Origin of the sequence: Streptomyces sp. NPDC058464, assembly GCF_042721035.1 — a bacterium.
In the GTDB taxonomy this organism is placed as follows: domain Bacteria; phylum Actinomycetota; class Actinomycetes; order Streptomycetales; family Streptomycetaceae; genus Streptomyces.
On sequence record NZ_JBHXMA010000008.1, the window covers coordinates 1 to 19,008 of the forward strand.

General features: G+C 67.2%; 31 protein-coding genes and 1 pseudogene. 1 reads left to right on the forward strand and 31 read right to left on the reverse strand.

Annotation, left to right across the window (positions count from 1 at the left end; translation table 11 throughout):
• From ACFWPQ_RS12935 to rpsJ, 31 genes and pseudogenes are all read right to left on the reverse strand, one after another.
• Window positions 1-120 (reverse strand): annotated as a pseudogene (locus ACFWPQ_RS12935) (DNA-directed RNA polymerase subunit alpha); the annotation flags it as partial.
• 143 nt (window positions 121-263) lie between these two features.
• On the reverse strand, window positions 264-668 hold the full coding sequence (gene rpsK / locus ACFWPQ_RS12940; protein ID WP_003956432.1) for a 30S ribosomal protein S11: 405 nt from the start codon (window positions 666-668) through the stop codon (window positions 264-266).
• Between the two features lie 70 nt (window positions 669-738).
• Complete coding sequence (rpsM, locus tag ACFWPQ_RS12945; protein ID WP_031167100.1) at window positions 739-1,119, reverse strand: 30S ribosomal protein S13; 381 nt, start codon at window positions 1,117-1,119, stop codon at window positions 739-741.
• 191 nt (window positions 1,120-1,310) lie between these two features.
• Window positions 1,311-1,424, reverse strand: coding sequence for a 50S ribosomal protein L36 (rpmJ, locus tag ACFWPQ_RS12950; protein WP_003998809.1), 114 nt, complete (start codon window positions 1,422-1,424; stop codon window positions 1,311-1,313).
• A 61-nt stretch (window positions 1,425-1,485) separates the two neighbouring features.
• Window positions 1,486-1,707, reverse strand: coding sequence for a translation initiation factor IF-1 (gene infA / locus ACFWPQ_RS12955; RefSeq protein ID WP_003948620.1), 222 nt, complete (start codon window positions 1,705-1,707; stop codon window positions 1,486-1,488).
• 228 nt (window positions 1,708-1,935) lie between these two features.
• The gene (map, locus tag ACFWPQ_RS12960) at window positions 1,936-2,772 is read right to left on the reverse strand and encodes a type I methionyl aminopeptidase (RefSeq protein ID WP_384032727.1); all 837 of its coding nucleotides are present in this window, start codon (window positions 2,770-2,772) and stop codon (window positions 1,936-1,938) included.
• Window positions 2,773-2,878: 106 nt separating this feature from the next.
• Window positions 2,879-3,961: a hypothetical protein gene (locus tag ACFWPQ_RS12965; RefSeq protein ID WP_384032729.1), complete on the reverse strand. Its 1,083-nt coding sequence runs from the start codon at window positions 3,959-3,961 to the stop codon at window positions 2,879-2,881.
• Between the two features lie 305 nt (window positions 3,962-4,266).
• Window positions 4,267-4,647, reverse strand: a complete 381-nt coding sequence (locus tag ACFWPQ_RS12970; protein WP_361282975.1) for a hypothetical protein — start codon at window positions 4,645-4,647, stop codon at window positions 4,267-4,269.
• A gap of 230 nt (window positions 4,648-4,877) precedes the next feature.
• On the reverse strand, window positions 4,878-5,543 hold the full coding sequence (locus tag ACFWPQ_RS12975) for an adenylate kinase (protein WP_361282973.1): 666 nt from the start codon (window positions 5,541-5,543) through the stop codon (window positions 4,878-4,880).
• A complete protein-coding gene (gene secY, locus ACFWPQ_RS12980; protein WP_384032731.1) occupies window positions 5,543-6,856 on the reverse strand; it encodes a preprotein translocase subunit SecY in 1,314 nt (437 codons plus the stop codon). Before secY ends, ACFWPQ_RS12975 begins: the two co-directional genes overlap by 1 nt.
• Before the next feature lie 188 nt (window positions 6,857-7,044).
• Window positions 7,045-7,500: a 50S ribosomal protein L15 gene (gene rplO / locus ACFWPQ_RS12985; protein ID WP_361943823.1), complete on the reverse strand. Its 456-nt coding sequence runs from the start codon at window positions 7,498-7,500 to the stop codon at window positions 7,045-7,047.
• Window positions 7,501-7,502: 2 nt separating this feature from the next.
• Entirely contained in the window at window positions 7,503-7,685 is a 183-nt protein-coding gene (gene rpmD, locus ACFWPQ_RS12990) for a 50S ribosomal protein L30 (protein WP_006140898.1), read from the reverse strand.
• A 2-nt stretch (window positions 7,686-7,687) separates the two neighbouring features.
• Entirely contained in the window at window positions 7,688-8,293 is a 606-nt protein-coding gene (gene rpsE, locus ACFWPQ_RS12995; RefSeq protein ID WP_030860989.1) for a 30S ribosomal protein S5, read from the reverse strand.
• A 36-nt stretch (window positions 8,294-8,329) separates the two neighbouring features.
• Window positions 8,330-8,713 carry a 50S ribosomal protein L18 gene (gene rplR, locus ACFWPQ_RS13000; protein ID WP_020941679.1) on the reverse strand — a complete coding sequence of 128 codons (384 nt, stop codon included), beginning with the start codon at window positions 8,711-8,713 and terminating at the stop codon, window positions 8,330-8,332.
• Between the two features lie 3 nt (window positions 8,714-8,716).
• Window positions 8,717-9,256 carry a 50S ribosomal protein L6 gene (gene rplF, locus ACFWPQ_RS13005; RefSeq protein ID WP_089099427.1) on the reverse strand — a complete coding sequence of 180 codons (540 nt, stop codon included), beginning with the start codon at window positions 9,254-9,256 and terminating at the stop codon, window positions 8,717-8,719.
• A gap of 24 nt (window positions 9,257-9,280) precedes the next feature.
• Window positions 9,281-9,679: a 30S ribosomal protein S8 gene (rpsH, locus tag ACFWPQ_RS13010; protein WP_089099428.1), complete on the reverse strand. Its 399-nt coding sequence runs from the start codon at window positions 9,677-9,679 to the stop codon at window positions 9,281-9,283.
• A 213-nt stretch (window positions 9,680-9,892) separates the two neighbouring features.
• Window positions 9,893-10,078 (reverse strand): type Z 30S ribosomal protein S14, encoded by a 186-nt coding sequence (locus tag ACFWPQ_RS13015; RefSeq protein ID WP_003948630.1) that lies wholly within the window; start codon window positions 10,076-10,078, stop codon window positions 9,893-9,895.
• A 5-nt stretch (window positions 10,079-10,083) separates the two neighbouring features.
• Window positions 10,084-10,641, reverse strand: a complete 558-nt coding sequence (gene rplE / locus ACFWPQ_RS13020; protein ID WP_123974794.1) for a 50S ribosomal protein L5 — start codon at window positions 10,639-10,641, stop codon at window positions 10,084-10,086.
• Window positions 10,641-10,964, reverse strand: a complete 324-nt coding sequence (gene rplX / locus ACFWPQ_RS13025) for a 50S ribosomal protein L24 (RefSeq protein WP_030967306.1) — start codon at window positions 10,962-10,964, stop codon at window positions 10,641-10,643. The genes rplE and rplX overlap by 1 nt, the downstream gene beginning before the upstream one ends.
• Window positions 10,965-10,966: 2 nt before the next feature.
• Complete coding sequence (gene rplN, locus ACFWPQ_RS13030) at window positions 10,967-11,335, reverse strand: 50S ribosomal protein L14 (protein WP_003992364.1); 369 nt, start codon at window positions 11,333-11,335, stop codon at window positions 10,967-10,969.
• Between the two features lie 103 nt (window positions 11,336-11,438).
• On the reverse strand, window positions 11,439-11,729 hold the full coding sequence (gene rpsQ, locus ACFWPQ_RS13035; protein WP_384032734.1) for a 30S ribosomal protein S17: 291 nt from the start codon (window positions 11,727-11,729) through the stop codon (window positions 11,439-11,441).
• Window positions 11,729-11,953 carry a 50S ribosomal protein L29 gene (gene rpmC / locus ACFWPQ_RS13040; protein WP_018564811.1) on the reverse strand — a complete coding sequence of 75 codons (225 nt, stop codon included), beginning with the start codon at window positions 11,951-11,953 and terminating at the stop codon, window positions 11,729-11,731. Before rpmC ends, rpsQ begins: the two co-directional genes overlap by 1 nt.
• Window positions 11,953-12,372: a 50S ribosomal protein L16 gene (rplP, locus tag ACFWPQ_RS13045; RefSeq protein WP_030788270.1), complete on the reverse strand. Its 420-nt coding sequence runs from the start codon at window positions 12,370-12,372 to the stop codon at window positions 11,953-11,955. Before rplP ends, rpmC begins: the two co-directional genes overlap by 1 nt.
• Window positions 12,373-12,377: 5 nt before the next feature.
• Window positions 12,378-13,205 (reverse strand): 30S ribosomal protein S3, encoded by an 828-nt coding sequence (gene rpsC / locus ACFWPQ_RS13050; RefSeq protein WP_093499641.1) that lies wholly within the window; start codon window positions 13,203-13,205, stop codon window positions 12,378-12,380.
• A complete protein-coding gene (gene rplV, locus ACFWPQ_RS13055; protein WP_003974262.1) occupies window positions 13,205-13,552 on the reverse strand; it encodes a 50S ribosomal protein L22 in 348 nt (115 codons plus the stop codon). The genes rpsC and rplV overlap by 1 nt, the downstream gene beginning before the upstream one ends.
• A 44-nt stretch (window positions 13,553-13,596) precedes the next feature.
• Entirely contained in the window at window positions 13,597-13,878 is a 282-nt protein-coding gene (gene rpsS, locus ACFWPQ_RS13060) for a 30S ribosomal protein S19 (protein ID WP_003992359.1), read from the reverse strand.
• A 12-nt stretch (window positions 13,879-13,890) separates the two neighbouring features.
• Complete coding sequence (rplB, locus tag ACFWPQ_RS13065) at window positions 13,891-14,727, reverse strand: 50S ribosomal protein L2 (protein ID WP_093499642.1); 837 nt, start codon at window positions 14,725-14,727, stop codon at window positions 13,891-13,893.
• Window positions 14,728-14,765: 38 nt separating this feature from the next.
• Window positions 14,766-15,185 carry a 50S ribosomal protein L23 gene (gene rplW, locus ACFWPQ_RS13070; protein WP_189268840.1) on the reverse strand — a complete coding sequence of 140 codons (420 nt, stop codon included), beginning with the start codon at window positions 15,183-15,185 and terminating at the stop codon, window positions 14,766-14,768.
• Window positions 15,185-15,841, reverse strand: coding sequence for a 50S ribosomal protein L4 (rplD, locus tag ACFWPQ_RS13075; protein ID WP_384032737.1), 657 nt, complete (start codon window positions 15,839-15,841; stop codon window positions 15,185-15,187). The genes rplW and rplD overlap by 1 nt, the downstream gene beginning before the upstream one ends.
• A gap of 8 nt (window positions 15,842-15,849) precedes the next feature.
• Window positions 15,850-16,494, reverse strand: coding sequence for a 50S ribosomal protein L3 (gene rplC, locus ACFWPQ_RS13080; protein ID WP_062706771.1), 645 nt, complete (start codon window positions 16,492-16,494; stop codon window positions 15,850-15,852).
• A 16-nt stretch (window positions 16,495-16,510) separates the two neighbouring features.
• Entirely contained in the window at window positions 16,511-16,819 is a 309-nt protein-coding gene (gene rpsJ, locus ACFWPQ_RS13085; RefSeq protein WP_003948644.1) for a 30S ribosomal protein S10, read from the reverse strand.
• 536 nt (window positions 16,820-17,355) lie between these two features.
• Here rpsJ and ACFWPQ_RS13090 point away from each other — a divergent pair.
• Complete coding sequence (locus ACFWPQ_RS13090; protein WP_384032739.1) at window positions 17,356-19,008, forward strand: RNA ligase family protein; 1,653 nt, start codon at window positions 17,356-17,358, stop codon at window positions 19,006-19,008.

The following is a 19,008-nucleotide window of genomic DNA, read 5'->3' on the forward strand; positions in this document are numbered from 1 at the left end:
ACGGCGGAGGGAGTTGCCGAGGGTGTAGCCGAAGCCCGGCTCCAGCGGCTCGATCACGAACCGGGAACGGAACTCGTCGACGACCTCTTCGGTCAACGAGGGACGCTGAGCGATCAGCATGTGTGGATCAGATCCTTCTTTCGTGGACGCCCACTATTTGACGTCCGACGGGACCGCGCCCGTGAAGGGCGCGGGTACTGCAAGGGTACGGGCGGTACGCCCCTTACGGAGCCGTACCGCCCGAGCAGCCCTGCGAAACGAGGTCAGACGCGACGACGCTTCGGCGGACGGCAGCCGTTGTGCGGGGTCGGGGTGACGTCCTGGATGGAGCCGACCTCGAGGCCCGTGGCCTGCAGGGAGCGGATCGCGGTCTCACGACCGGAACCCGGGCCCTTCACGAACACGTCGACCTTGCGCATGCCGTGCTCCTGGGCGCGGCGGGCAGCCGACTCGGCGGCCATCTGCGCGGCGAACGGCGTGGACTTCCGGGAGCCCTTGAAGCCGACGTGGCCGGCGGAGGCCCAGGAGATCACGTTGCCGGACGGGTCCGTGATGGAGACGATCGTGTTGTTGAACGTGCTCTTGATGTGCGCGTGGCCGTGAGCGACGTTCTTCTTTTCCTTGCGGCGCACCTTCTTGGCAGCGCCCTGACGACCCTTGGGGGGCATCTAGTAACTCCTACGGGGAGGTGGTCGGTCCTACAGCGAAGACCGCTGATGAAGCGTTGTCCGCTGCGGACTACTTCTTGCCCGGCTTCTTCTTGCCGGCGATGGCGCGACGCGGGCCCTTGCGGGTGCGGGCGTTGGTGCTGGTGCGCTGACCGCGGACAGGCAGGCCGCGACGGTGACGCAGACCCTGGTAGCAGCCGATCTCGACCTTGCGGCGGATGTCGGCCTGGATCTCGCGACGGAGGTCACCCTCGGTCTTGATGTTGTTGTCGACGTACTCGCGGATGGCGACCAGCTGCTCTTCGGTCAGGTCGCGAACGCGGGTGTTCGGGTCGATACCGGTCTCGGCCAGCGTCTGCTGGGAGAGTGTCCGGCCAATGCCGAACACGTAGGTGAGGGCGACCTCCACGCGCTTTTCGCGCGGGATGTCAACACCGGAAACGCGTGCCATTCAATGGCTCCTGGTGATCTTCGGAGGTCTTCCGCAGAACCGGTTCCCAGCCGCCGTACCAGGTACGAACTGGGTCCCCGGCCTCCGAACCGGGGGTGTCAGGCACCGTGGCGCCTGGGTCCTGCGTATGAACATTTCAGCTCGCGTCGCGCGAATCTCTGCGATGTCGATGCAGAGGGATTGGTCCTGCGTCAGCCCTGGCGCTGCTTGTGGCGCGGGTTCTCGCAGATGACCATGACCCGACCGTGACGGCGGATCACCCTGCACTTGTCGCAGATCTTCTTGACGCTCGGCTTGACCTTCATGGGATTGAGGTTCTCCGGGTCAGTTGCCGGCGGCCCCGCTCGCGCGGGACGTGGGCAAGATCTACTTGTATCGGTAGACGATCCGGCCACGCGTCAGGTCGTACGGAGACAGCTCCACCACGACCCGGTCGTCAGGGAGGATGCGGATGTAGTGCATACGCATCTTGCCGCTGATGTGTGCCAGGACCTGGTGGCCGTTCTGGAGCTCGACCTTGAACATGGCGTTCGGAAGAGACTCGACGACAGTGCCCTCGATCTCGATGGCACCTTGCTTCTTGGCCACGCTTCGCCCTTCGAATCGACTACCTTGATCGACTCCCACGCTTCCCTTGCGGGCGCATGCGGACATGCGGGTGCACGAGAGCCGACGAGTCAGTCTACGTCAGCGCACCCGGAAAGACGAATCGTGAAAGCCTGCCCCAGAAGGCAGATCATTAAGCGCGCAGCGCCCCGTAAGGGGCGCGGGGAACTGCGCGCTCAGCCCACACCGGCCGGCACCGTCGAAAAATGCTCAGCCCAGCGGATCCGGCGCAGCCGTGATCCCATGCTCGGCGAGCTTCGCCTTACCCCCGTCGGGAGACGTCAGCACCAGCGGACCCTCCGCGGTCAGCGCAACACTGTGCTCCCAGTGCGACGACCACGTACCGTCCGTCGTGATCACGGTCCAGTCGTCCGACAGGACCTCCGTCCGGGGTGTCCCCAGCGACACCATCGGCTCGATGGCCAGGCAGAACCCGGACACCAGCTTCGGCCCCTTGCCCCGCCGCCGGTCGACGTAGTTCAGCAGGTGCGGGTCCATGTGCATCTCGGTGCCGATGCCGTGGCCGCCGTAGTCCTCGATGATCCCGTACTTGCCGCCGCCCGGCTTCGGCTGGCGGCGGATGTACGTCTCGATCGCCCGCGAGACGTCGACCAGCCGGTTGCCCTGCTTCATCGCCGCGATGCCGGCCCACATCGACTCCTCGGTCACCCGGGAGAGCTCGATCAGCTCCGGAGCGTGGCCGGAGCCCACGAAGGCGGTGTAGGCAGCGTCGCCGTGCCAGCCGTCGATGATCGCACCGCAGTCGATGGAGATGATGTCGCCGTCCTTGAGAACGACGTCCTCGGAGGGGATGCCGTGGACGACGACGTCGTTGACGGACGTGCAGATGGTGGCGGGGAAGCCGCCGTAGCCGAGGAAGTTCGGCTTCGCGTTGTGCTCCGCGAGCACCTTGCGCGCGACCTGGTCCAGATCCTTGGTCGTGGCCCCGGGCACCGCTGCCTCACGCGTCGCCGCGTGAATGGCGGCGACGACCAGCCCCGCCTCACGCATCTTGGCGATCTGCTCGGGGGTCTTGATCTGCACCATCAGCTCTGCTTCCTCACGGGTGCGGGTCCTGTTTTGTACACCGCAACAGTACGGCCACCTGGCGGCGCGGCAACACGCGGTCGCGCCGATCACGGCCGCACCCCGGTCAGCGCCGGGTGAGCAGCGGGGTCCAGCGGCCTTCGTCCTGCAGATCCGGCGTCCGGAAGCCGGAGAGCGGAGTGACCTTGCCGTCCAGTCCGACCAGGATCAGCTGGTTGCGGAACTCGCCCTTGCCGGGGCTGCACTGCTCGGGATCGCACCGCCAGGCGATGAGGTGGCTGTCGTCGGCCCAGGCGAGCAGCTGCTGGCCGGGGACCACCGCGGCCCGCCCGCCGGTCCTCGCGTTCCGGATCTCGGAGACGATGTCGTCGCCCTCCCCCACGAAGGCGCCGGTCACCAGGGTTCCGTCAGGGGACCGGAGCCCCTCCGGGGAGGACGTACCCGCTTCCTGATCCGGGGCGGGCTTCCTCCTGCCGGTCACGTCATAGTAGATCGCCTTGTTGCCGCCGGACTCCCACACCAGCTTCCCGTCCCGGCTCCAGGAGAAGTCCTGACGACCTGCGGCGGGGGCTTCGCTCTTCCTGGCCGGCCGCTCGGCGAAGTCCGCCCTGCCGGAGGCGACGTCGATCACGTAGAAGCCGGTGCGGCTCTGCTTCGGTCCCGGGACGGTCTCGTCGTTCCAGCGGTAGGACGCGTCCTTGAACAGACCGTCCGGGTTGAGGCGGTACGCCGTCGCCAGCAGACGGCTGCCGTCCGGTGAGAACTGCACGCCGCCGACGCTCCGGTCGACCTTGATCCAGCGCCGCACCTTTCCCGTGGCCAGGTCAAGCAGCCCTATCCGGCGGACGGGCAGATCACGCTCGAGCACCGCCGCGGTCCGCGTCCCGGGGGCGACGTCCAGCCAGGCCCAGTCGGTCTTCTCGTACCGCTCGGTGGCCGTGTCGAGCAGCCGCCACTCGTAGGTGCCGATCGCGTTCCCGTCCGGCTGCTTCACGAGTTTCGCCGTGTAGTACGCCGAGACGGCGGTCCGCCCCGCCGCGATCAGCTCCCGAGGCGGCGACTGGTCCGGGTGCGCCGCCACGTCCTTGGCATCCGGCACGCCGGCGGCCCTCTCATGCGTGTCGCCGCCGCGCAGCGCGAGCGGCACCGCGAGCCCCACGGCGACGAGCACCGCTACGGCGGCAGCCACCAGCAGGCGTCGAGCCTTGCGAGGGCGAGGGCGAGGGCGAGGCAGCGGCCGCCGTTCGGCGGATTCCGCTGCTGGTCGCGCCTTGGGAGAGGACGTGGTGAACGCCGCGCGGGCATGCGGGTCGGGAGCCATGCTCGAACCTCCACGGGAATGACGACGGGGACCGGGATCCGGCCGGTCGGGGTGCGGGACAACGAGGAAGGGGCTGCTCCCGCGATACCGGAGCAGCCCCTCTGCGATCGATCTCAGCCCACGGGCAGGTGAAGCATCAAGGCGCCTGGGCCGAGGGCGAACTCACCCGCGGTTCACTCGTTGAACCAGTCCGGCGACCAGACGGCAGCGCCGCCCCCGTTCCACCAGACCTCCATCTTGTAGACGGAGAGCTGGCCGATGTTCTCGCCCTTCTTGTCGCAGCCGGAGTCGCCGCCGTCGTCGAGGGTCCACAGCCTCGACGTGATGCCGGCGGAGTTCCGGACCCACAGAGCACCGGTCACCCCGTACCCGTCGGCCTTGGTGTCACAGACCGAGAAGACATCGCCGTCGTCGTGGAAGTGCATGTAGCCACGGCTCGACGGAAGGTTGATCTGCTTGTCGCTGTCGGCCTGCGCCGAAGCACTCAGCCCGACCACCAGGGCGGCGGACGCGCCGACCACCATGGCCGCGCGAGCGAGCTTCGAGTTGATCACTGTTCCCCCAACTAGGTTGTGCATCACCGGTGTTGCCGGTGAGGTCGCTGTGAACACTATGTGTCCTACGGACTTCATGTCCACATCAATTAAGAGTTGGGCATGAATATGACAAGGAACCATGCGATCCGCTTGACGACCTCGTCCGCCGGGCTGTCCGCCGGGCTGCGTGCACAAACACGACGGTCGCGGCGCCCCTGAGGGCACCGCGACCGGTCGGACGGCGCGATCTACTTGTTCTCGGCCTTTTCGCGCTTGAGTACCTCGAGCGCCCGCTGCGTGATCTCGTCCACCGGACCCAGGGAGGAGATCGTCACGACCAGACCCTGAGCCTTGTAGTAGTCGATGATCGGCTCGGTCTGCGTGTGGTAGACCTCGAGCCGCGTCCGGACGGTGTCCTCGGAGTCGTCGTCGCGCTGGTACAGCTCGCCGCCGCAGATGTCGCAGACGCCCTCGACCTTCGGCGGGGTGTACGTCACGTGGAAGACGTGGGACGAGTCGTTGCGGCAGATGCGGCGGCCCGCGATCCGCTTGACGACCTCGTCCTCCGAGACCTCCAGGTCGAGCACGGCGTCCAGCTTGATCTTCTCGGTCGTCAGCAGTTCGTCGAGCGCCTCGGCCTGCGAGACGTTGCGCGGGAAACCGTCCAGCAGGAAGCCGTTCACGGCGTCCTCCTGCTCCATGCGGTCCTTGGCCATGGCGATGGTGACCTCGTCGGGGACCAGGTTGCCGGCGTCCATGTAGGACTTCGCGAGTTTCCCGAGCTCCGTCTTCTGGCTGATGTTGGCGCGGAACAGGTCGCCCGTGGAGATGTGCGGGATCTGCAGCTCCTTGGCAAGGCGAACGGCTTGCGTTCCCTTACCGGCGCCAGGCGGCCCGACGAGGACGATTCGCATCAGCGGAGGAACCCTTCGTAATTGCGCTGCTGAAGCTGGCTCTCGATCTGCTTCACCGTTTCCAGACCCACACCCACGATGATCAGGATGCTGGTACCACCGAACGGGAAGTTGTTGCTTGCCCCAAAGCCCACCAACGCCATCGTCGGCACGAGAGCGATCAGCCCCAGATACAGCGAACCCGGCCAGGTGATCCGGTTGAGCACGTACGACAGGTACTCAGCGGTCGGTCGGCCAGCCCGGATGCCCGGGATGAAGCCACCATACTTCTTCATGTTGTCGGCGACTTCCTCGGGGTTGAAGGAGATCGCCACGTAGAAGAACGAGAAGAAAACGATCAGCAAGAAGTACATGCTGATGTAAACCGGGTGCGTGCCCTTGGTCAGGTTGGTCTCGATCCACGTCTTCCAGCTCGAGGTACCGCCCGCGAACTGGGCGACCAGTGCCGGAATGTAGAGCAGCGACGAGGCGAAAATGACCGGGATCACACCCGCCTGGTTGACCTTGAGCGGGATGTACGTGGACGTACCGCCGTAGGAACGGCGGCCGATCATGCGCTTCGCGTACTGCACCGGGATGCGGCGCTGGGCCTGCTCGACGAAGACCACCAGCGCGACCATGACCAGGCCCACCGCGATGACCGAGCCGAACTCGATCCAGCCGCCGGCCAGGGTGCCCTGCTTCTTGATGGTCCACAGCGCGGACGGGAAGGTCGCGGCGATCGAGATGAACATCAGGATCGACATGCCGTTGCCGATGCCGCGGTCGGTGATCAGCTCGCCGAGCCACATGACGACGGCCGTACCGGCGGTCATGCAGATGACCATGGTGATCGTGGTGAAGATCGCCTGGTCCGGGACGATGCTGGAAGCGACCGTGCAGCCGGAGAACAGGGCGCCGCTGCGGGCGGTGGCCACCAGGCCGGTGCCCTGCAGGATGGCGAGCGCCACCGTCAGGTAACGGGTGTACTGCGTGATCTTCGCCGTGCCCGCCTGGCCCTCCTTCTTCAGGGCTTCCAGACGCGGGATGACCACGGTCAGCAGCTGAAGGATGATGCTGGCGGTGATGTACGGCATGATGCCGAGCGCGAAGATCGTGATCTGGAGCAGCGCGCCACCGCTGAACATGTTCACAAGACCGAACAGGCCCTGGTTGCCGGACGCCTCGCCGACACACGTCTGGACGGCTTTGTAGTTGACGCCGGGGATCGGGATGTGGGTACCGACCCGGTACACCACGATGATGCCGAGCGTGAAGAGCAGCTTCTTGCGCAGGTCGGGCGTCCTGAACGCCCGGGCGAACGCGGTGAGCACGGTGCCTCCTGCGACCCCCGCGCAACTGCGTCAAGGGTGACGGTCTTGAGGTTCGACGAATGGGAAAAAGAACAGTGCTGGCCACCTTACCGGCCGTACTGCCCCCCTAGGAACGACCAACCGGGGATACCCCATTGTGAGGTATCCCCGGTCGGGAAATGCTTACGTCATCGAGACGTCCGAAATGATCAGACGAGCTCGGTGACGGTGCCGCCGGCGGCGGTGATCTTCTCCTTGGCGGAGCCGGAGACGGCGTCGACCGTCACCTGCAGCGCCACGGAGACCTCACCCTGGCCGAGGACCTTGACGAGGCTGTTCTTGCGAACGGCACCCTTGGCGACGAGACCCTCGACGGTGACCTCGCCACCCTCCGGGTACAGCGCGGCCAGCTTCTCGAGGTTCACGACCTGGTACTCGGTCTTGAACGGGTTCTTGAAGCCCTTCAGCTTCGGAAGACGCATGTGGAGGGGCATCTGGCCACCCTCGAAGCGCTCCGGAACCTGGTAACGGGCCTTCGTACCCTTGGTACCACGACCGGCCGTCTTACCCTTCGACGCCTCACCACGACCGACACGGGTCTTGGCGGTCTTGGCGCCGGGGGCCGGACGGAGGTTGTGGATCTTGAGCGGGTTCTGCTCCGCCATGATCAGTCGACCTCCTCGACCGACACGAGGTGGCGGACGGTGTGCACCATGCCGCGGAACTCGGGGCGGTCCTCCTTGACGACCTGCGTGTTGATGCCCTTGAGACCAAGGGAACGCAGGGTGTCACGGTGGTTCTGCTTGCTGCCGATGTAGGACTTGACCTGCGTGATCTTGAGCTGCGCCATGATCACACACCCGCCCCGGCACGCGCACGGAGCAGAGCGGCGGGAGCGACGTCCTCGAGCGGCAGACCGCGGCGGGCCGCGATCTCCTCGGGACGCTGCAGACCCTTCAGGGCCGCCACGGTCGCGTGCACGATGTTGATCGCGTTGTCGGAGCCGAGCGACTTCGACAGCACGTCGTGGATACCGGCGCACTCCAGGACGGCACGCACGGGACCACCGGCGATCACACCGGTACCCGGCGAAGCCGGCTTGAGGAGAACGACGCCGGCAGCCTTCTCACCCTGGATCGGGTGCGGGATGGTGCCCTGGATACGCGGGACCTTGAAGAAGTGCTTCTTGGCCTCCTCAACGCCCTTGGCGATGGCGGCCGGCACCTCCTTGGCCTTGCCGTAACCGACACCCACGGTGCCGTCACCGTCACCCACCACAACGAGCGCGGTGAAGCTGAAGCGACGACCACCCTTCACAACCTTGGCGACGCGGTTGATCGCGACAACGCGCTCAACGTACGCGGTCTTCTCGGCGGCAGCAGCGCCGCCGTCACGGCCCTTCCGGTCCCGCCGCTCGCCGCCACCGGCACCGCCACCGCGGCGCTGGGGTCCAGCCATTGGATTACCTCTCTCTTTCCGCTAGCTACAAGCGGCTCAGAACTTGAGCCCGGCCTCGCGGGCGGCGTCCGCCAGGGCGGCGATGCGCCCGGCGTACTGGTTACCACCACGGTCGAACACCACGGCCTCGACACCGGCGGCCTTGGCGCGCTCGGCGACCAGGGCGCCGACCTGCTTGGCCTGCGCGGACTTGTCGCCCTCGCCACCGCGGACGGACGCGTCCAGGGTGGACGCGGACGCCAGGGTGTGGCCCTTCAGGTCGTCGATCACCTGCGCCACGATGTGGCGGTTGGAGCGGGTCACGACCAGACGGGGGCGCTCCGCCGTACCGGAGATGTTCTTGCGGATCCGGATGTGACGGCGCTTGATCGCGGCGCGCTTGTAGGCGTCGCCCTTGAGGATCTTCTGCCCGTATGCCATGGCTTACTTACCCGCCTTTCCGACCTTGCGGCGGATGACTTCGCCCTCGTACTTGACGCCCTTGGCCTTGTACGGGTCGGGCTTGCGCAGCTTGCGGATGTTGGCCGCGACCTCGCCGACCTTCTGCTTGTCGATGCCCTCGACCGAGAAACGGGTCGGAGCCTCGACCTTGAAGGTGATGCCCTCGGGGGCCTCGACCAGGATCGGGTGGCTGTAACCGAGCGCGAACTCAAGGTTCGAGCCCTTGGCGGTCACGCGGTAACCGACACCGCTGATCTCGAGCTTCTTCACGTAACCCTGGGTCACGCCGGTGATCATGTTCGCCACCAGCGTGCGGGACAGGCCGTGCAGGGCCTTGCTCTGACGCTCGTCGTTGGGGCGGGTCACCGCGAGAGTGCCGTCCTCGCCCTTGGCGATGTCGATCGGAGCCACGATGGTGTGGGTCAGCTCGCCCTTGGGGCCCTTGACCTGCACCGTGCGGCCGTCGATGGTGACGTCCACGCCGGCGGGAACCGCGATGGGGAGCTTGCCGATACGCGACATAGCTGTTTCCTCCGTTCCCTTCTGCTACCAGACGTAGGCGAGGACTTCCCCGCCTACGCCCTTCTTGCCGGCCTGCTTGTCGGTGAGGAGCCCGTGCGACGTGGAGATGATCGCCACGCCGAGGCCGCCCAGCACCTTGGGCAGGGAGGTGGACTTCGCGTACACCCGGAGACCGGGCTTGGAGATCCGCTTGATGCCCGCGATGGAGCGCTCACGGTTGGGACCGAACTTCAGGTCCAGGACGAGGTTCTTGCCGACCTCGGCGTCCTCGACCTTCCAGCCCGTGATGAAGCCCTCCTGCTGGAGGATCTCCGCGATGTGAGACTTGATCTTGGACGCCGGCATCGTCACGGAGTCGTGGTACGCCGAGTTCGCGTTCCGCAGACGCGTCAGCATGTCTGCGATCGGATCAGTCATGGTCATGAATTGGCCTGTGGCCTCTCTCGCCGGGGTTTCCTGGTGCGCCATCCCTCTCCCCGATCCGAGACGGGACGGGTGCGGCGCGGTGGACCTACGGCGTAGTAAGTCGTACGGGCGACTGTCAGGCGCCCAACCCTCCAAGCCTAAGCCATGGAAGGGAGGGCGCCTGACACGCCCATTGCTTACCGAGAGCCCTGGGAATCCCTAAAAGGGGGATTACCAGGAGCTCTTGGTCACGCCCGGCAGCTCGCCACGGTGAGCCATCTCACGAAGGCACACGCGGCACAGGCCGAACTTGCGGTACACGGAGTGCGGACGGCCGCAGCGCTGGCAGCGCGTGTAGCCACGCACACCGAACTTGGGCTTGCGAGCAGCCTTGGCAATCAGAGCCTTCTTCGCCATCTCGCTCACGCCTCCTTGAACGGGAAGCCGAGGTGACGAAGGAGCGCGCGGCCCTCAGCGTCGTTGGTCGCCGTGGTCACCACGGTGATGTCCATACCCCGGGTACGGTCGATCTTGTCCTGGTCGATCTCGTGGAACATGACCTGCTCCGTGAGACCGAAGGTGTAGTTGCCACGGCCGTCGAACTGCTTGGGGGACAGACCACGGAAGTCGCGGATACGCGGGAGCGCGAGCGACAGGGTGCGGTCCAGGAACTCCCACATGCGGTCGCCACGGAGCGTGACGTGGGCACCGATCGGCTGGCCCTCACGCAGCTTGAACTGCGCGATGGACTTGCGGGCCTTGGTGACCTGCGGCTTCTGGCCGGTGATCGTGGTGAGGTCGCGGATGGCGCCCTCGATCAGCTTGGAGTCGCGGGCGGCGTCGCCCACACCCATGTTGACCACGATCTTGACGAGGCCGGGGATCTGCATGACGTTCTCGTACTTGAACTCGTCACGCATCTTGCCCGCGATCTCCTCGCGGTACTTCAGCTTCAGACGCGGAGCAGTGGTGGTAGCCATCAGATGTCCTCACCCGTCCGCTTGGCAACGCGGATCTTGTTGCCTTCGTCGTCGAAGCGGTAACCGACACGCGTGACGACCTTGTTGCCGTCCTTCTCAACGACCAGCTGGACGTTGGAGACGTGGACGGGCGCCTCGGTCGTGACGATGCCGCCGGCCTGCGAACCGCGAGCGGTCGGACCGGCCTTGGTGTGCTTCTTGACCCGGTTGACACCCTCGACCAGGACACGGTCCTCGCGGGGGTAGGCCGCGATGACCTTGCCCTGCTTGCCCTTGTCCTTACCGGTGATGACCTGGACCAGGTCGCCCTTCTTGATCTTCATGCTTACAGCACCTCCGGAGCCAGCGAGATGATCTTCATGAACTTCTTCTCGCGCAGCTCACGGCCGACCGGGCCGAAGATACGGGTGCCACGAGGGTCGCCGTCGTTCTTGAGAATGACAGCGGCGTTCTCGTCGAAGCGGATGTACGAGCCGTCCGGACGGCGGCGCTCCTTGACGGTGCGAACGATGACCGCCTTGATGACGTCACCCTTCTTCACGTTGCCGCCGGGGATCGCGTCCTTGACGGTGGCGACGATGACGTCACCGATGCCCGCGTAGCGGCGACCGGAGCCACCGAGCACACGGATGCAAAGGATCTCCTTCGCACCAGTGTTGTCGGCGACACGCAGTCGCGACTCCTGCTGGATCACGTCTATCTCCTGTTTGTCTGCCGGTTCCCCGGGCGGGTGTGAAACCTACACACCCGCCCGGAGCCTGGCGGAACTGTCCTGCGAGGGATGCCCCGCAGGAGATTTACTTGGCCTTCTCGAGGATCTCGACGATGCGCCAGCGCTTCGTCGCGGACAGCGGCCGGGTCTCCATGAGGAGGACACGGTCGCCGACGCCCGCGGCGTTCTGCTCGTCGTGCGCCTTGAGCTTGTTCGTACGGCGGATGACCTTGCCGTACAGCGCGTGCTTGACGCGGTCCTCGACGGCGACGACGACGGTCTTGTCCATCTTGTCGCTGACGACGAGACCCTCACGGGTCTTGCGGAAGCTGTCGCGCGCCGCGGTGTTCTGCTCAGTCACATTGCTCTCGCTCATCAGGCGTTCTCCACCGTTTCGATGCCCAGCTCACGCTCGCGCATCAGGGTGTAGATCCGCGCGATGTCCTTACGGACGGCCTTGAGCCGACCGTGGTTCTCGAGCTGACCCGTCGCCGCCTGGAAGCGGAGGTTGAACAGCTCTTCCTTGGCCTCGCGGAGCTTGCCCAGAAGCTCCTCGTTGCCCAGCTCGCGCAGCTCGGACGCCTTGGTACCGGCCGACATCACGCTTCACCTGCCTCGCGCTTGACGATCCGGCACTTCATCGGCAGCTTGTGGGCTGCGCGAGTCAGGGCCTCACGGGCGATCTTCTCGTTGGGGTAGGACAGCTCGAACATGACCCGGCCCGGGTGCACGTTCGCGATCCACCACTCCGGAGAACCCTTACCGGAACCCATGCGGGTCTCGGCAGGCTTCTTCGTCAGCGGGCGGTCCGGGTAGATGTTGATCCAGACCTTGCCGCCACGCTTGATGTGGCGGGTCATCGCGATACGGGCCGCCTCGATCTGGCGGTTGGTCACGTACGCCGGCGTGAGGGCCTGGATGCCGTACTCGCCGAACGCGACCGTCGTACCGCCCTTGGCCTCACCGCGACGCTTCGGGTGGTGCTGCTTGCGGTGCTTGACCCTACGGGGGATCAGCATGTCGGTCAGGCCTCCGTTCCGGTGCTCTCAGCAGCCGGAGCGGCAGCGGCCTCGGCCTGGGGGGCCTCGGCAGCGGGAGCCTGCTGCGGCTTGCGACCGCGCCGCTCGCCACCACGGCCACCACGGGCCGGGCGGTCACCAGCGCCACCACCACGGGCCGGGCGGTTGCCGGCGCGGGCAGCGGCGTTCTCGGCGCGGACCTCGGCGATGTTCTTGACGTCGCCCTTGTAGATCCAGACCTTCACACCGATACGGCCGAAGGTCGTCTTGGCCTCGAAGAAGCCGTAGTCCACGTTCGCGCGGAGCGTGTGCAGGGGCACACGGCCCTCGCGGTAGAACTCCGAGCGGGACATCTCGGCGCCGCCGAGGCGGCCACCGCACTGGATCTTGATGCCCTTGGCGCCGGCCTTCATCGCCGACTGCATGCTCTTGCGCATGGCACGGCGGAAGGAGACGCGGGAGGAGAGCTGCTCGGCGACGGCCTGGGCCACCAGCTGAGCGTCCGTCTCCGGGTTCTTGACCTCGAGGATGTTCAGCTGGACCTGCTTGCCGGTCAGCTTCTCCAGGTCACCGCGGATGCGGTCGGCCTCGGCGCCGCGGCGGCCGATGACGATGCCGGGACGCGCGGTGTGGATGTCCACGCGGACACGGTCACGGGTGCGCTCGATCTCAACCTTCGAGATACCGGCGCGCTCCATGCCGGACGTCATCATCCGACGGATGGCGACGTCTTCCTTGACGTAGTCCTTGTACAGCTTGTCGGCGTACCAACGCGACTTGAAGTCGGTCGTGACACCGAGCCGGAACCCATGCGGGTTTACCTTCTGGCCCATTACCGGGTTCCTTCCTTGCTGCTGACGACCACGGTGATGTGGCTGGTCCGCTTGCGGATCCGGTAGGCACGGCCCTGGGCGCGCGGACGGAACCGCTTCAGGGTCGGACCCTCGTCGACGTACGCCTCGGAGATGAAGAGGCTGTCGGCGTCGGTGTGGTCGTAGTTGTGCGCGGCGTTGGCGATGGCGCTGTCGAGCACCTTGCCGACCGGCACGGAGGCTGCCTGCGGAGCGAATCGCAGAACAGCCTGAGCCTCCGTGGCGTCCATGCCACGGATCAGGTCCACCACGCGGCGGGCCTTCATGGGCGTGACGCGGATGTACCGCGCCTGGGCCCTGGCTTCCATGGTTGTCCCTCTCAGTTACTTACGTGTCTGAATGCGATCCGCTGCTAGCGGCGCTTCGACTTCCGGTCGTCCTTGACGTGGCCCCGGAAGGTGCGGGTCGGCGAGAACTCGCCGAGCTTGTGGCCGACCATCGACTCGGTGACGAACACCGGGATGTGGGTCTTGCCGTTGTGCACCGCGAGGGTGTGCCCCAGCATGGCCGGGACGATCATCGAGCGGCGGGACCAGGTCTTGATGACGTTCTTGGTGCCGGCTTCGTTCTGGGCGTCCACCTTCTTGATCAGGTGGTCGTCGACGAAGGGCCCCTTCTTCAAGCTACGAGGCATCTCAACCAGTCCTTAACGCTTCTTGTTCGTCTTGCGGCGGCGGACGATGTACTTGTTCGACGCCTTCTTGGGCGAACGAGTACGACCTTCCTTCTTGCCCCACGGGGACACGGGGTGACGACCACCGGACGTCCGGCCCTCACCACCACCGTGCGGGTGGTCGACCGGGTTCATGACGACACCACGGACGGTCGGGCGAACGCCCAGCCACCGCTTGCGGCCGGCCTTGCCCCAGTTGATGTTCGACTGCTCGGCGTTGCCGACCTCACCGACGGTGGCGCGGCAGCGCGCGTCCACCATGCGGATCTCGCCGGACGGCATACGGAGGGTCGCCATGGCGCCCTCACGCGCGAGCAGCTGCACCGAGGCACCCGCGGAGCGGGCGAACTTGGCGCCACCGCCGGGACGGAGCTCGATCGCGTGGACCGTGGTACCGACCGGGATGTTGCGGAGGGCCAGGTTGTTGCCCGGCTTGATGTCGGCCCCGGGACCGTTCTCCACGGTGTCGCCCTGCTGCAGGTTGCGCGGGGCGAGGATGTAGCGCTTCTCGCCGTCCGCGTAGTGCAGCAGCGCGATGCGCGCGGTGCGGTTGGGGTCGTACTCGATGTGCGCGACCTTCGCCGGCACGCCGTCCTTGTCGTGACGACGGAAGTCGATCACTCGGTAGGCGCGCTTGTGTCCGCCACCCTGGTGGCGAACGGTCACACGACCGGCGTTGTTACGGCCGCCCTTGCTGTGCAGCGGGCGGACCAGCGACTTCTCCGGCGTGGACCGCGTGACCTCGACGAAGTCGGCGACGCTGGCGCCACGACGGCCCGGCGTAGTCGGCTTGTACTTGCGGATTCCCATTTCTCAGTCCTCGTCCGATATCGGACGATCCGACCCGCTTACGCGGTCGGACCGCCGAAGATGTCGATACGGTCGCCCTCGGCGAGGGTCACGATCGCGCGCTTGGAGCCCGCGCGCTGACCGAAACCGGTCTTGGTGCGCTTGCGCTTGCCCTGGCGGTTGAGGGTGTTGACCCCGGTGACCTTGACCGAGAAGACCGCCTGGACGGCCTGCTTGATCTGGGTCTTGTTGGCGCCCGGGGCGACGACGAACGTGTACTTGTTCTCGTCCAGGAGCGCGTAGCTCTTCTCCGAGACGACCGGCTTCAGCAGCACGTCACGGGGGTCCGTGTACGACTTGCTGATCGGCGTCTCGACGGTGTTCTTGCCCTCGGCCTCGTGGCGGCGCGCCTTGGCGACGCGCGCGGCCTTGGCGGCCTTGGCGGCCTTCGAGGCGATGCTCGGGTGGCGGGTAGCCATCAGACCTCGGTCCCTTCGGTGTCGTTGGCCTTCGGGCCGGCGACGAAGGACTCGAAGGCGGCCTGGGTGAAGACCACGTCGTCCGAGACGATCACGTCGTACGTGTTCAGCTGGCCCGGCTCCAGGATGTGGACCTGGGGCAGGTTGCGGGCGGACAGCCACGCGGCCTCGTCGGCACGGTCGATGACCAGGAGCAGGTTCTTGCGCTCCGAGATCTTGCCGAACAGCGTGCGAGCGGCCTTGGTGCTGGGGGTCTCGCCCGCGATCACGCCGGTGACGACGTGGATGCGGTTGTGACGCGCCCGGTCGGTGAGGGCGTGACGCAGAGCGGCAGCCTTCATCTTCTTCGGGGTGCGCTGCGAGTAGTCACGCGGCTGCGGGCCGTGGACGACGCCACCGCCGGCGAACTGCGGCGCGCGGGTCGAGCCCTGACGGGCGCGGCCGGTGCCCTTCTGGCGGTAAGGCTTCTTGCCACCACCACGGACCTCGCCACGGGTCTTCGTCTTGTGCGTGCCCTGGCGGGCGGCCGCGTTCTGCGCGACGACGACCTGGTGGATCAGCGGGATGCTGACCTTCTCCACGCCGAAGATCTCCGCGGGGAGCTCGACGCTACCGGTCTTCTCGCCGGCAGGCGAAAGGATGTCAACAGTGCTCATCGGTTACCTCAGGCCCCCTTGGCCGCGGTGCGGACCAGGACGAGGCCGCCGTTCGGACCGGGAACCGCGCCCTTGATGAGCAGCAGACCCTTCTCCGCGTCAACGGCGTGGACGGTCAGGTTCTGGGTGGTGACACGCTCGTTGCCCATGCGACCCGCCATGCGGAGGCCCTTGAACACGCGGCCCGGGGTGGCGCAGCCACCGATGGAACCGGGCGAGCGGTGCTTGCGCTGGGTGCCGTGACCGGCGCCGAGGCCCTTGAAGTTGTGACGCTTCATGACACCGGCGAAGCCCTTGCCCTTGCTCTTGCCGGTGACGTCGACCTTCACGCCGGCCTCGAAGACCTCGGCGGTGACTTCCTGACCGAGGGTGTACTCGGAGGCGTCGGCCGTACGGATCTCGACAAGGTGACGGCGGGGGGTGACGTCGGCCTTGGCGAAGTGGCCCTTGAGGGGCTTGTTCACCTTGCGCGGGTCGATCTCGCCGAAGGCGATCTGGACCGACTCGTAGCCGTCGACGTCGTTGGTACGGACCTGGGTGACGACGTTGGGGCCGGCCTTGACGACGGTGACCGGAACAACACGGTTGTTCTCGTCCCACACCTGCGTCATGCCGAGCTTCTCGCCCAGGATGCCCTTGATCTGCTTAGCCATTCTCAGATCACCGGCCTCAGAGCTTGATCTCGATGTCGACACCGGCCGGGAGGTCGAGTCGCATCAGAGAGTCAACGGTCTTGGGGGTCGGGTCGAGGATGTCGATCAGGCGCTTGTGGGTGCGCATCTCGAAGTGCTCGCGCGAGTCCTTGTACTTGTGCGGCGACTTGATGACGCAGTACACGTTCTTCTCAGTGGGCAGCGGCACCGGGCCCGCGACCGACGCACCAGTTCGGGTCACCGTCTCGACGATCTTCTTCGCCGAGGAGTCGATGACCTCGTGGTCGTAGGCCTTGAGCCGGATGCGGATCTTCTGTCCCGCCATGGCTACTCAGTAGTCCTGTCTTTGCACGCTCTGGAACCCGGCGGTTCCGCCATCCTTCTCCGACCCACGCGGTCGGGTGTGTCGCGCTCTCGCCGACACAGATGCCCCTTGTTCGAGCATCCCTGCTGGGAAAGCACGGCCCTTCCGGAACCGCAAGCCGGGGGCGGAAGGCCCACCGGGTGCCTGGCCGGTGCCGCACCGCACTTCCCGAAAGATTCCCGTACGTCCGCCCCAGTGCTGCCGTAGTGGCAGTTAGGACGACGAGTACTGTGGGACTCGCTTCCGGTCCTCCCGGCGGGAGGCGCGCAGCATCAACACTCGACCGAGCAACTCCGACAGTCTGCCACAGAGGGCGGGGGGCTGGCCAATCGGGCCGGGGAGCATACCCCCGGAGTGACGCAGGTCAAACCCGGTCCCTCCCCGGCGGCGTCCGCGAGGGCCTCGGCCGATCCCCGCCGCACCGTAATCCGCTCGCCCGCCGCCACCCCCACCCCTACGCTGAGCAGGCACAACGGCTGTCACGGGGGACGTTCACCATGCGTACGCACTATCCACGGACCCGGCATCTGCCCTGGTCGCCCGGCGCGACCGCCGATGATCTCCGGGTCACCGACCTGTCCGGCCTGCGCGGCCGCGAGGTCGTCGTGACCGAGAAACTCGACGGCGAGAACACCACCCTTTACGCCGACGGCCTGCACGCCCGTTCGCTGGACTCGGCCCCTCACCCCTCCCGCACCTGGGTCAAGGCACTCCAGGCCCGGATCGGCCACGCCGTTCCCGAGGGGTGGCGGGTGTGCGGAGAGAACATGTTCGCCCGGCACTCCATCGCGTACGACGACCTGGAGAGCTACTTCTACGGCTTCTCGGTCTGGGACGCGGAGGGCCGCTGCCTGGACTGGGACCGGACGGTGGTCTTCCTGCGCGGGCTGGGCGTTCCCGTTCCCAGGGTGCTGTGGCGAGGCGTGTTCGACGAGCGGGCGCTGCGCGCTCTGCGGCTGGATCCCGGTCGGCAGGAGGGATACGTCGTCCGGGTCGCGGACGGGTTCGGCGCGCAGGAGTTCGGGGAACGCGTGGCCAAGTGGGTGCGGGCCGGACATGTGCGGACGGACACGCACTGGATGCACGCGGCCGTCGTCGAGAACGGGCTCGGGGCCGGCGCGGCGCTGTGGGCGGTGCGATCGGGAGCGGCCGTCGACGCGCGGGCACTGGCGGAGGCCGCGGGGCTGCCCGGCGAGGGGGACGCACGGGCCGTCGAGCGCTTCGATCCGGCGGGGCGGTCCGGGGACGACCTGCTGGCCGGTGCCCTGGCCGCGCTGCTGCACGGAGTGCGGCGGGGGCGGCTGGCGGCACGGCTCGCCACGGTGGCGGGCATACCGCTCGCCCGCCGGGTCGCCGACCTCGTGGGGCTGCACCCGGCGCTGCACCTGCCGTTTCCGGACGGAGACCGGCGGGCCGGTCTGGTGCGCCTGTCGTACGCCGCCGACCTGGGTCTGCTGCATGCGGTCGCCCGGGCCACCGCGGACACCGACGAGGCACGCGAGCAGGTGGAGTGGTCGGCGCTGCACGCCGAGGACGTACGGAATCTCGGGCTGCGGGAGGTGTTCGCAGAACTGCCGGCCGACACGGCCGCCCGGTGCCGGGCCGAGGCCCGGGAGGCGTACGCGCTGGGGCGGATCGGCGGTACCGACGAGGCCGTAGCGGCGACCTGGCGCTGGCGGTCCGGCGCGTTCCCGAAGCTGGTCCAGACGGTCGGTCCGGCCGGCAGCGGCAAGAGCACCTTCGCACGCGGGCTCCCGGGCGTGGACGCGTACGTCTCCCTGGACGACCTGCGCGAGGCGCGCGGCTCACGCGCCGACCAGCGGGCCAACGGCGAGGTCCTCCGCGAGGGGCTCGGCCGGCTGGACCGGGCCCTGGCGGCCGGCGGGACCGTGGTGTGGGACGCCACGTCCCTCACCAAGCAGCAGCGCTCGCTGGTGCACGGGATCGCCCACCGCCGTGACGCCCTGATCACACACGCCGTGGTCCTGGTCGCCGAGGACGAGCTGATACGGCGCAACACCCGCCGCGAGCACCCGGTGCCGCCCGACGTGCTCACCGGCCAGCTGCGGCGCTTCGTCCCGCCGTATCCGGGCGACGCCCATCGCACCTGGTACATCGGGGCGAGCGGGACCGTCGAGGAAGAGGTCTGA

Coding starts and splice junctions, on each gene's coding strand:
- rplR (WP_020941679.1), bottom strand. CDS start 8,713: ATGGCATACGGGCAGAAGATCCTCAAGGGCGACGCCTACAAGCGCGCC.
- rplP (WP_030788270.1), bottom strand. CDS start 12,372: ATGCTGATCCCCCGTAGGGTCAAGCACCGCAAGCAGCACCACCCGAAG.
- rpsS (WP_003992359.1), bottom strand. CDS start 13,878: ATGCCTCGTAGCTTGAAGAAGGGGCCCTTCGTCGACGACCACCTGATC.
- rplW (WP_189268840.1), bottom strand. CDS start 15,185: ATGGCTACCCGCCACCCGAGCATCGCCTCGAAGGCCGCCAAGGCCGCC.
- rplD (WP_384032737.1), bottom strand. CDS start 15,841: ATGAGCACTGTTGACATCCTTTCGCCTGCCGGCGAGAAGACCGGTAGC.
- ACFWPQ_RS13090 (WP_384032739.1), top strand. CDS start 17,356: ATGCGTACGCACTATCCACGGACCCGGCATCTGCCCTGGTCGCCCGGC.
- rpsK (WP_003956432.1), bottom strand. CDS start 668: ATGCCCCCCAAGGGTCGTCAGGGCGCTGCCAAGAAGGTGCGCCGCAAG.
- rpmC (WP_018564811.1), bottom strand. CDS start 11,953: ATGTCGGCCGGTACCAAGGCGTCCGAGCTGCGCGAGCTGGGCAACGAG.
- rpsQ (WP_384032734.1), bottom strand. CDS start 11,729: ATGAGCGAGAGCAATGTGACTGAGCAGAACACCGCGGCGCGCGACAGC.
- rpsM (WP_031167100.1), bottom strand. CDS start 1,119: ATGGCACGCGTTTCCGGTGTTGACATCCCGCGCGAAAAGCGCGTGGAG.
- map (WP_384032727.1), bottom strand. CDS start 2,772: ATGGTGCAGATCAAGACCCCCGAGCAGATCGCCAAGATGCGTGAGGCG.
- rpsC (WP_093499641.1), bottom strand. CDS start 13,205: ATGGGCCAGAAGGTAAACCCGCATGGGTTCCGGCTCGGTGTCACGACC.
- rplX (WP_030967306.1), bottom strand. CDS start 10,964: ATGAAGATCAAGAAGGGCGACCTGGTCCAGGTCATCACCGGTAAGGAC.
- rpsJ (WP_003948644.1), bottom strand. CDS start 16,819: ATGGCGGGACAGAAGATCCGCATCCGGCTCAAGGCCTACGACCACGAG.
- rplV (WP_003974262.1), bottom strand. CDS start 13,552: ATGGAAGCCAGGGCCCAGGCGCGGTACATCCGCGTCACGCCCATGAAG.
- rplF (WP_089099427.1), bottom strand. CDS start 9,256: ATGTCGCGTATCGGCAAGCTCCCCATCGCGGTTCCCGCCGGCGTGGAC.
- rpsH (WP_089099428.1), bottom strand. CDS start 9,679: ATGACCATGACTGATCCGATCGCAGACATGCTGACGCGTCTGCGGAAC.
- rpmJ (WP_003998809.1), bottom strand. CDS start 1,424: ATGAAGGTCAAGCCGAGCGTCAAGAAGATCTGCGACAAGTGCAGGGTG.
- rplB (WP_093499642.1), bottom strand. CDS start 14,727: ATGGGAATCCGCAAGTACAAGCCGACTACGCCGGGCCGTCGTGGCGCC.
- ACFWPQ_RS13015 (WP_003948630.1), bottom strand. CDS start 10,078: ATGGCGAAGAAGGCTCTGATTGCCAAGGCTGCTCGCAAGCCCAAGTTC.
- ACFWPQ_RS12975 (WP_361282973.1), bottom strand. CDS start 5,543: ATGCGAATCGTCCTCGTCGGGCCGCCTGGCGCCGGTAAGGGAACGCAA.
- rplC (WP_062706771.1), bottom strand. CDS start 16,494: ATGGCTAAGCAGATCAAGGGCATCCTGGGCGAGAAGCTCGGCATGACG.
- rpsE (WP_030860989.1), bottom strand. CDS start 8,293: ATGGCTGGACCCCAGCGCCGCGGTGGCGGTGCCGGTGGCGGCGAGCGG.
- rplE (WP_123974794.1), bottom strand. CDS start 10,641: ATGGCTACCACCACTGCTCCGCGTCTGAAGCTGAAGTACCGCGAGGAG.
- rplO (WP_361943823.1), bottom strand. CDS start 7,500: ATGGCGGAGCAGAACCCGCTCAAGATCCACAACCTCCGTCCGGCCCCC.
- rpmD (WP_006140898.1), bottom strand. CDS start 7,685: ATGGCGCAGCTCAAGATCACGCAGGTCAAGTCCTACATCGGCAGCAAG.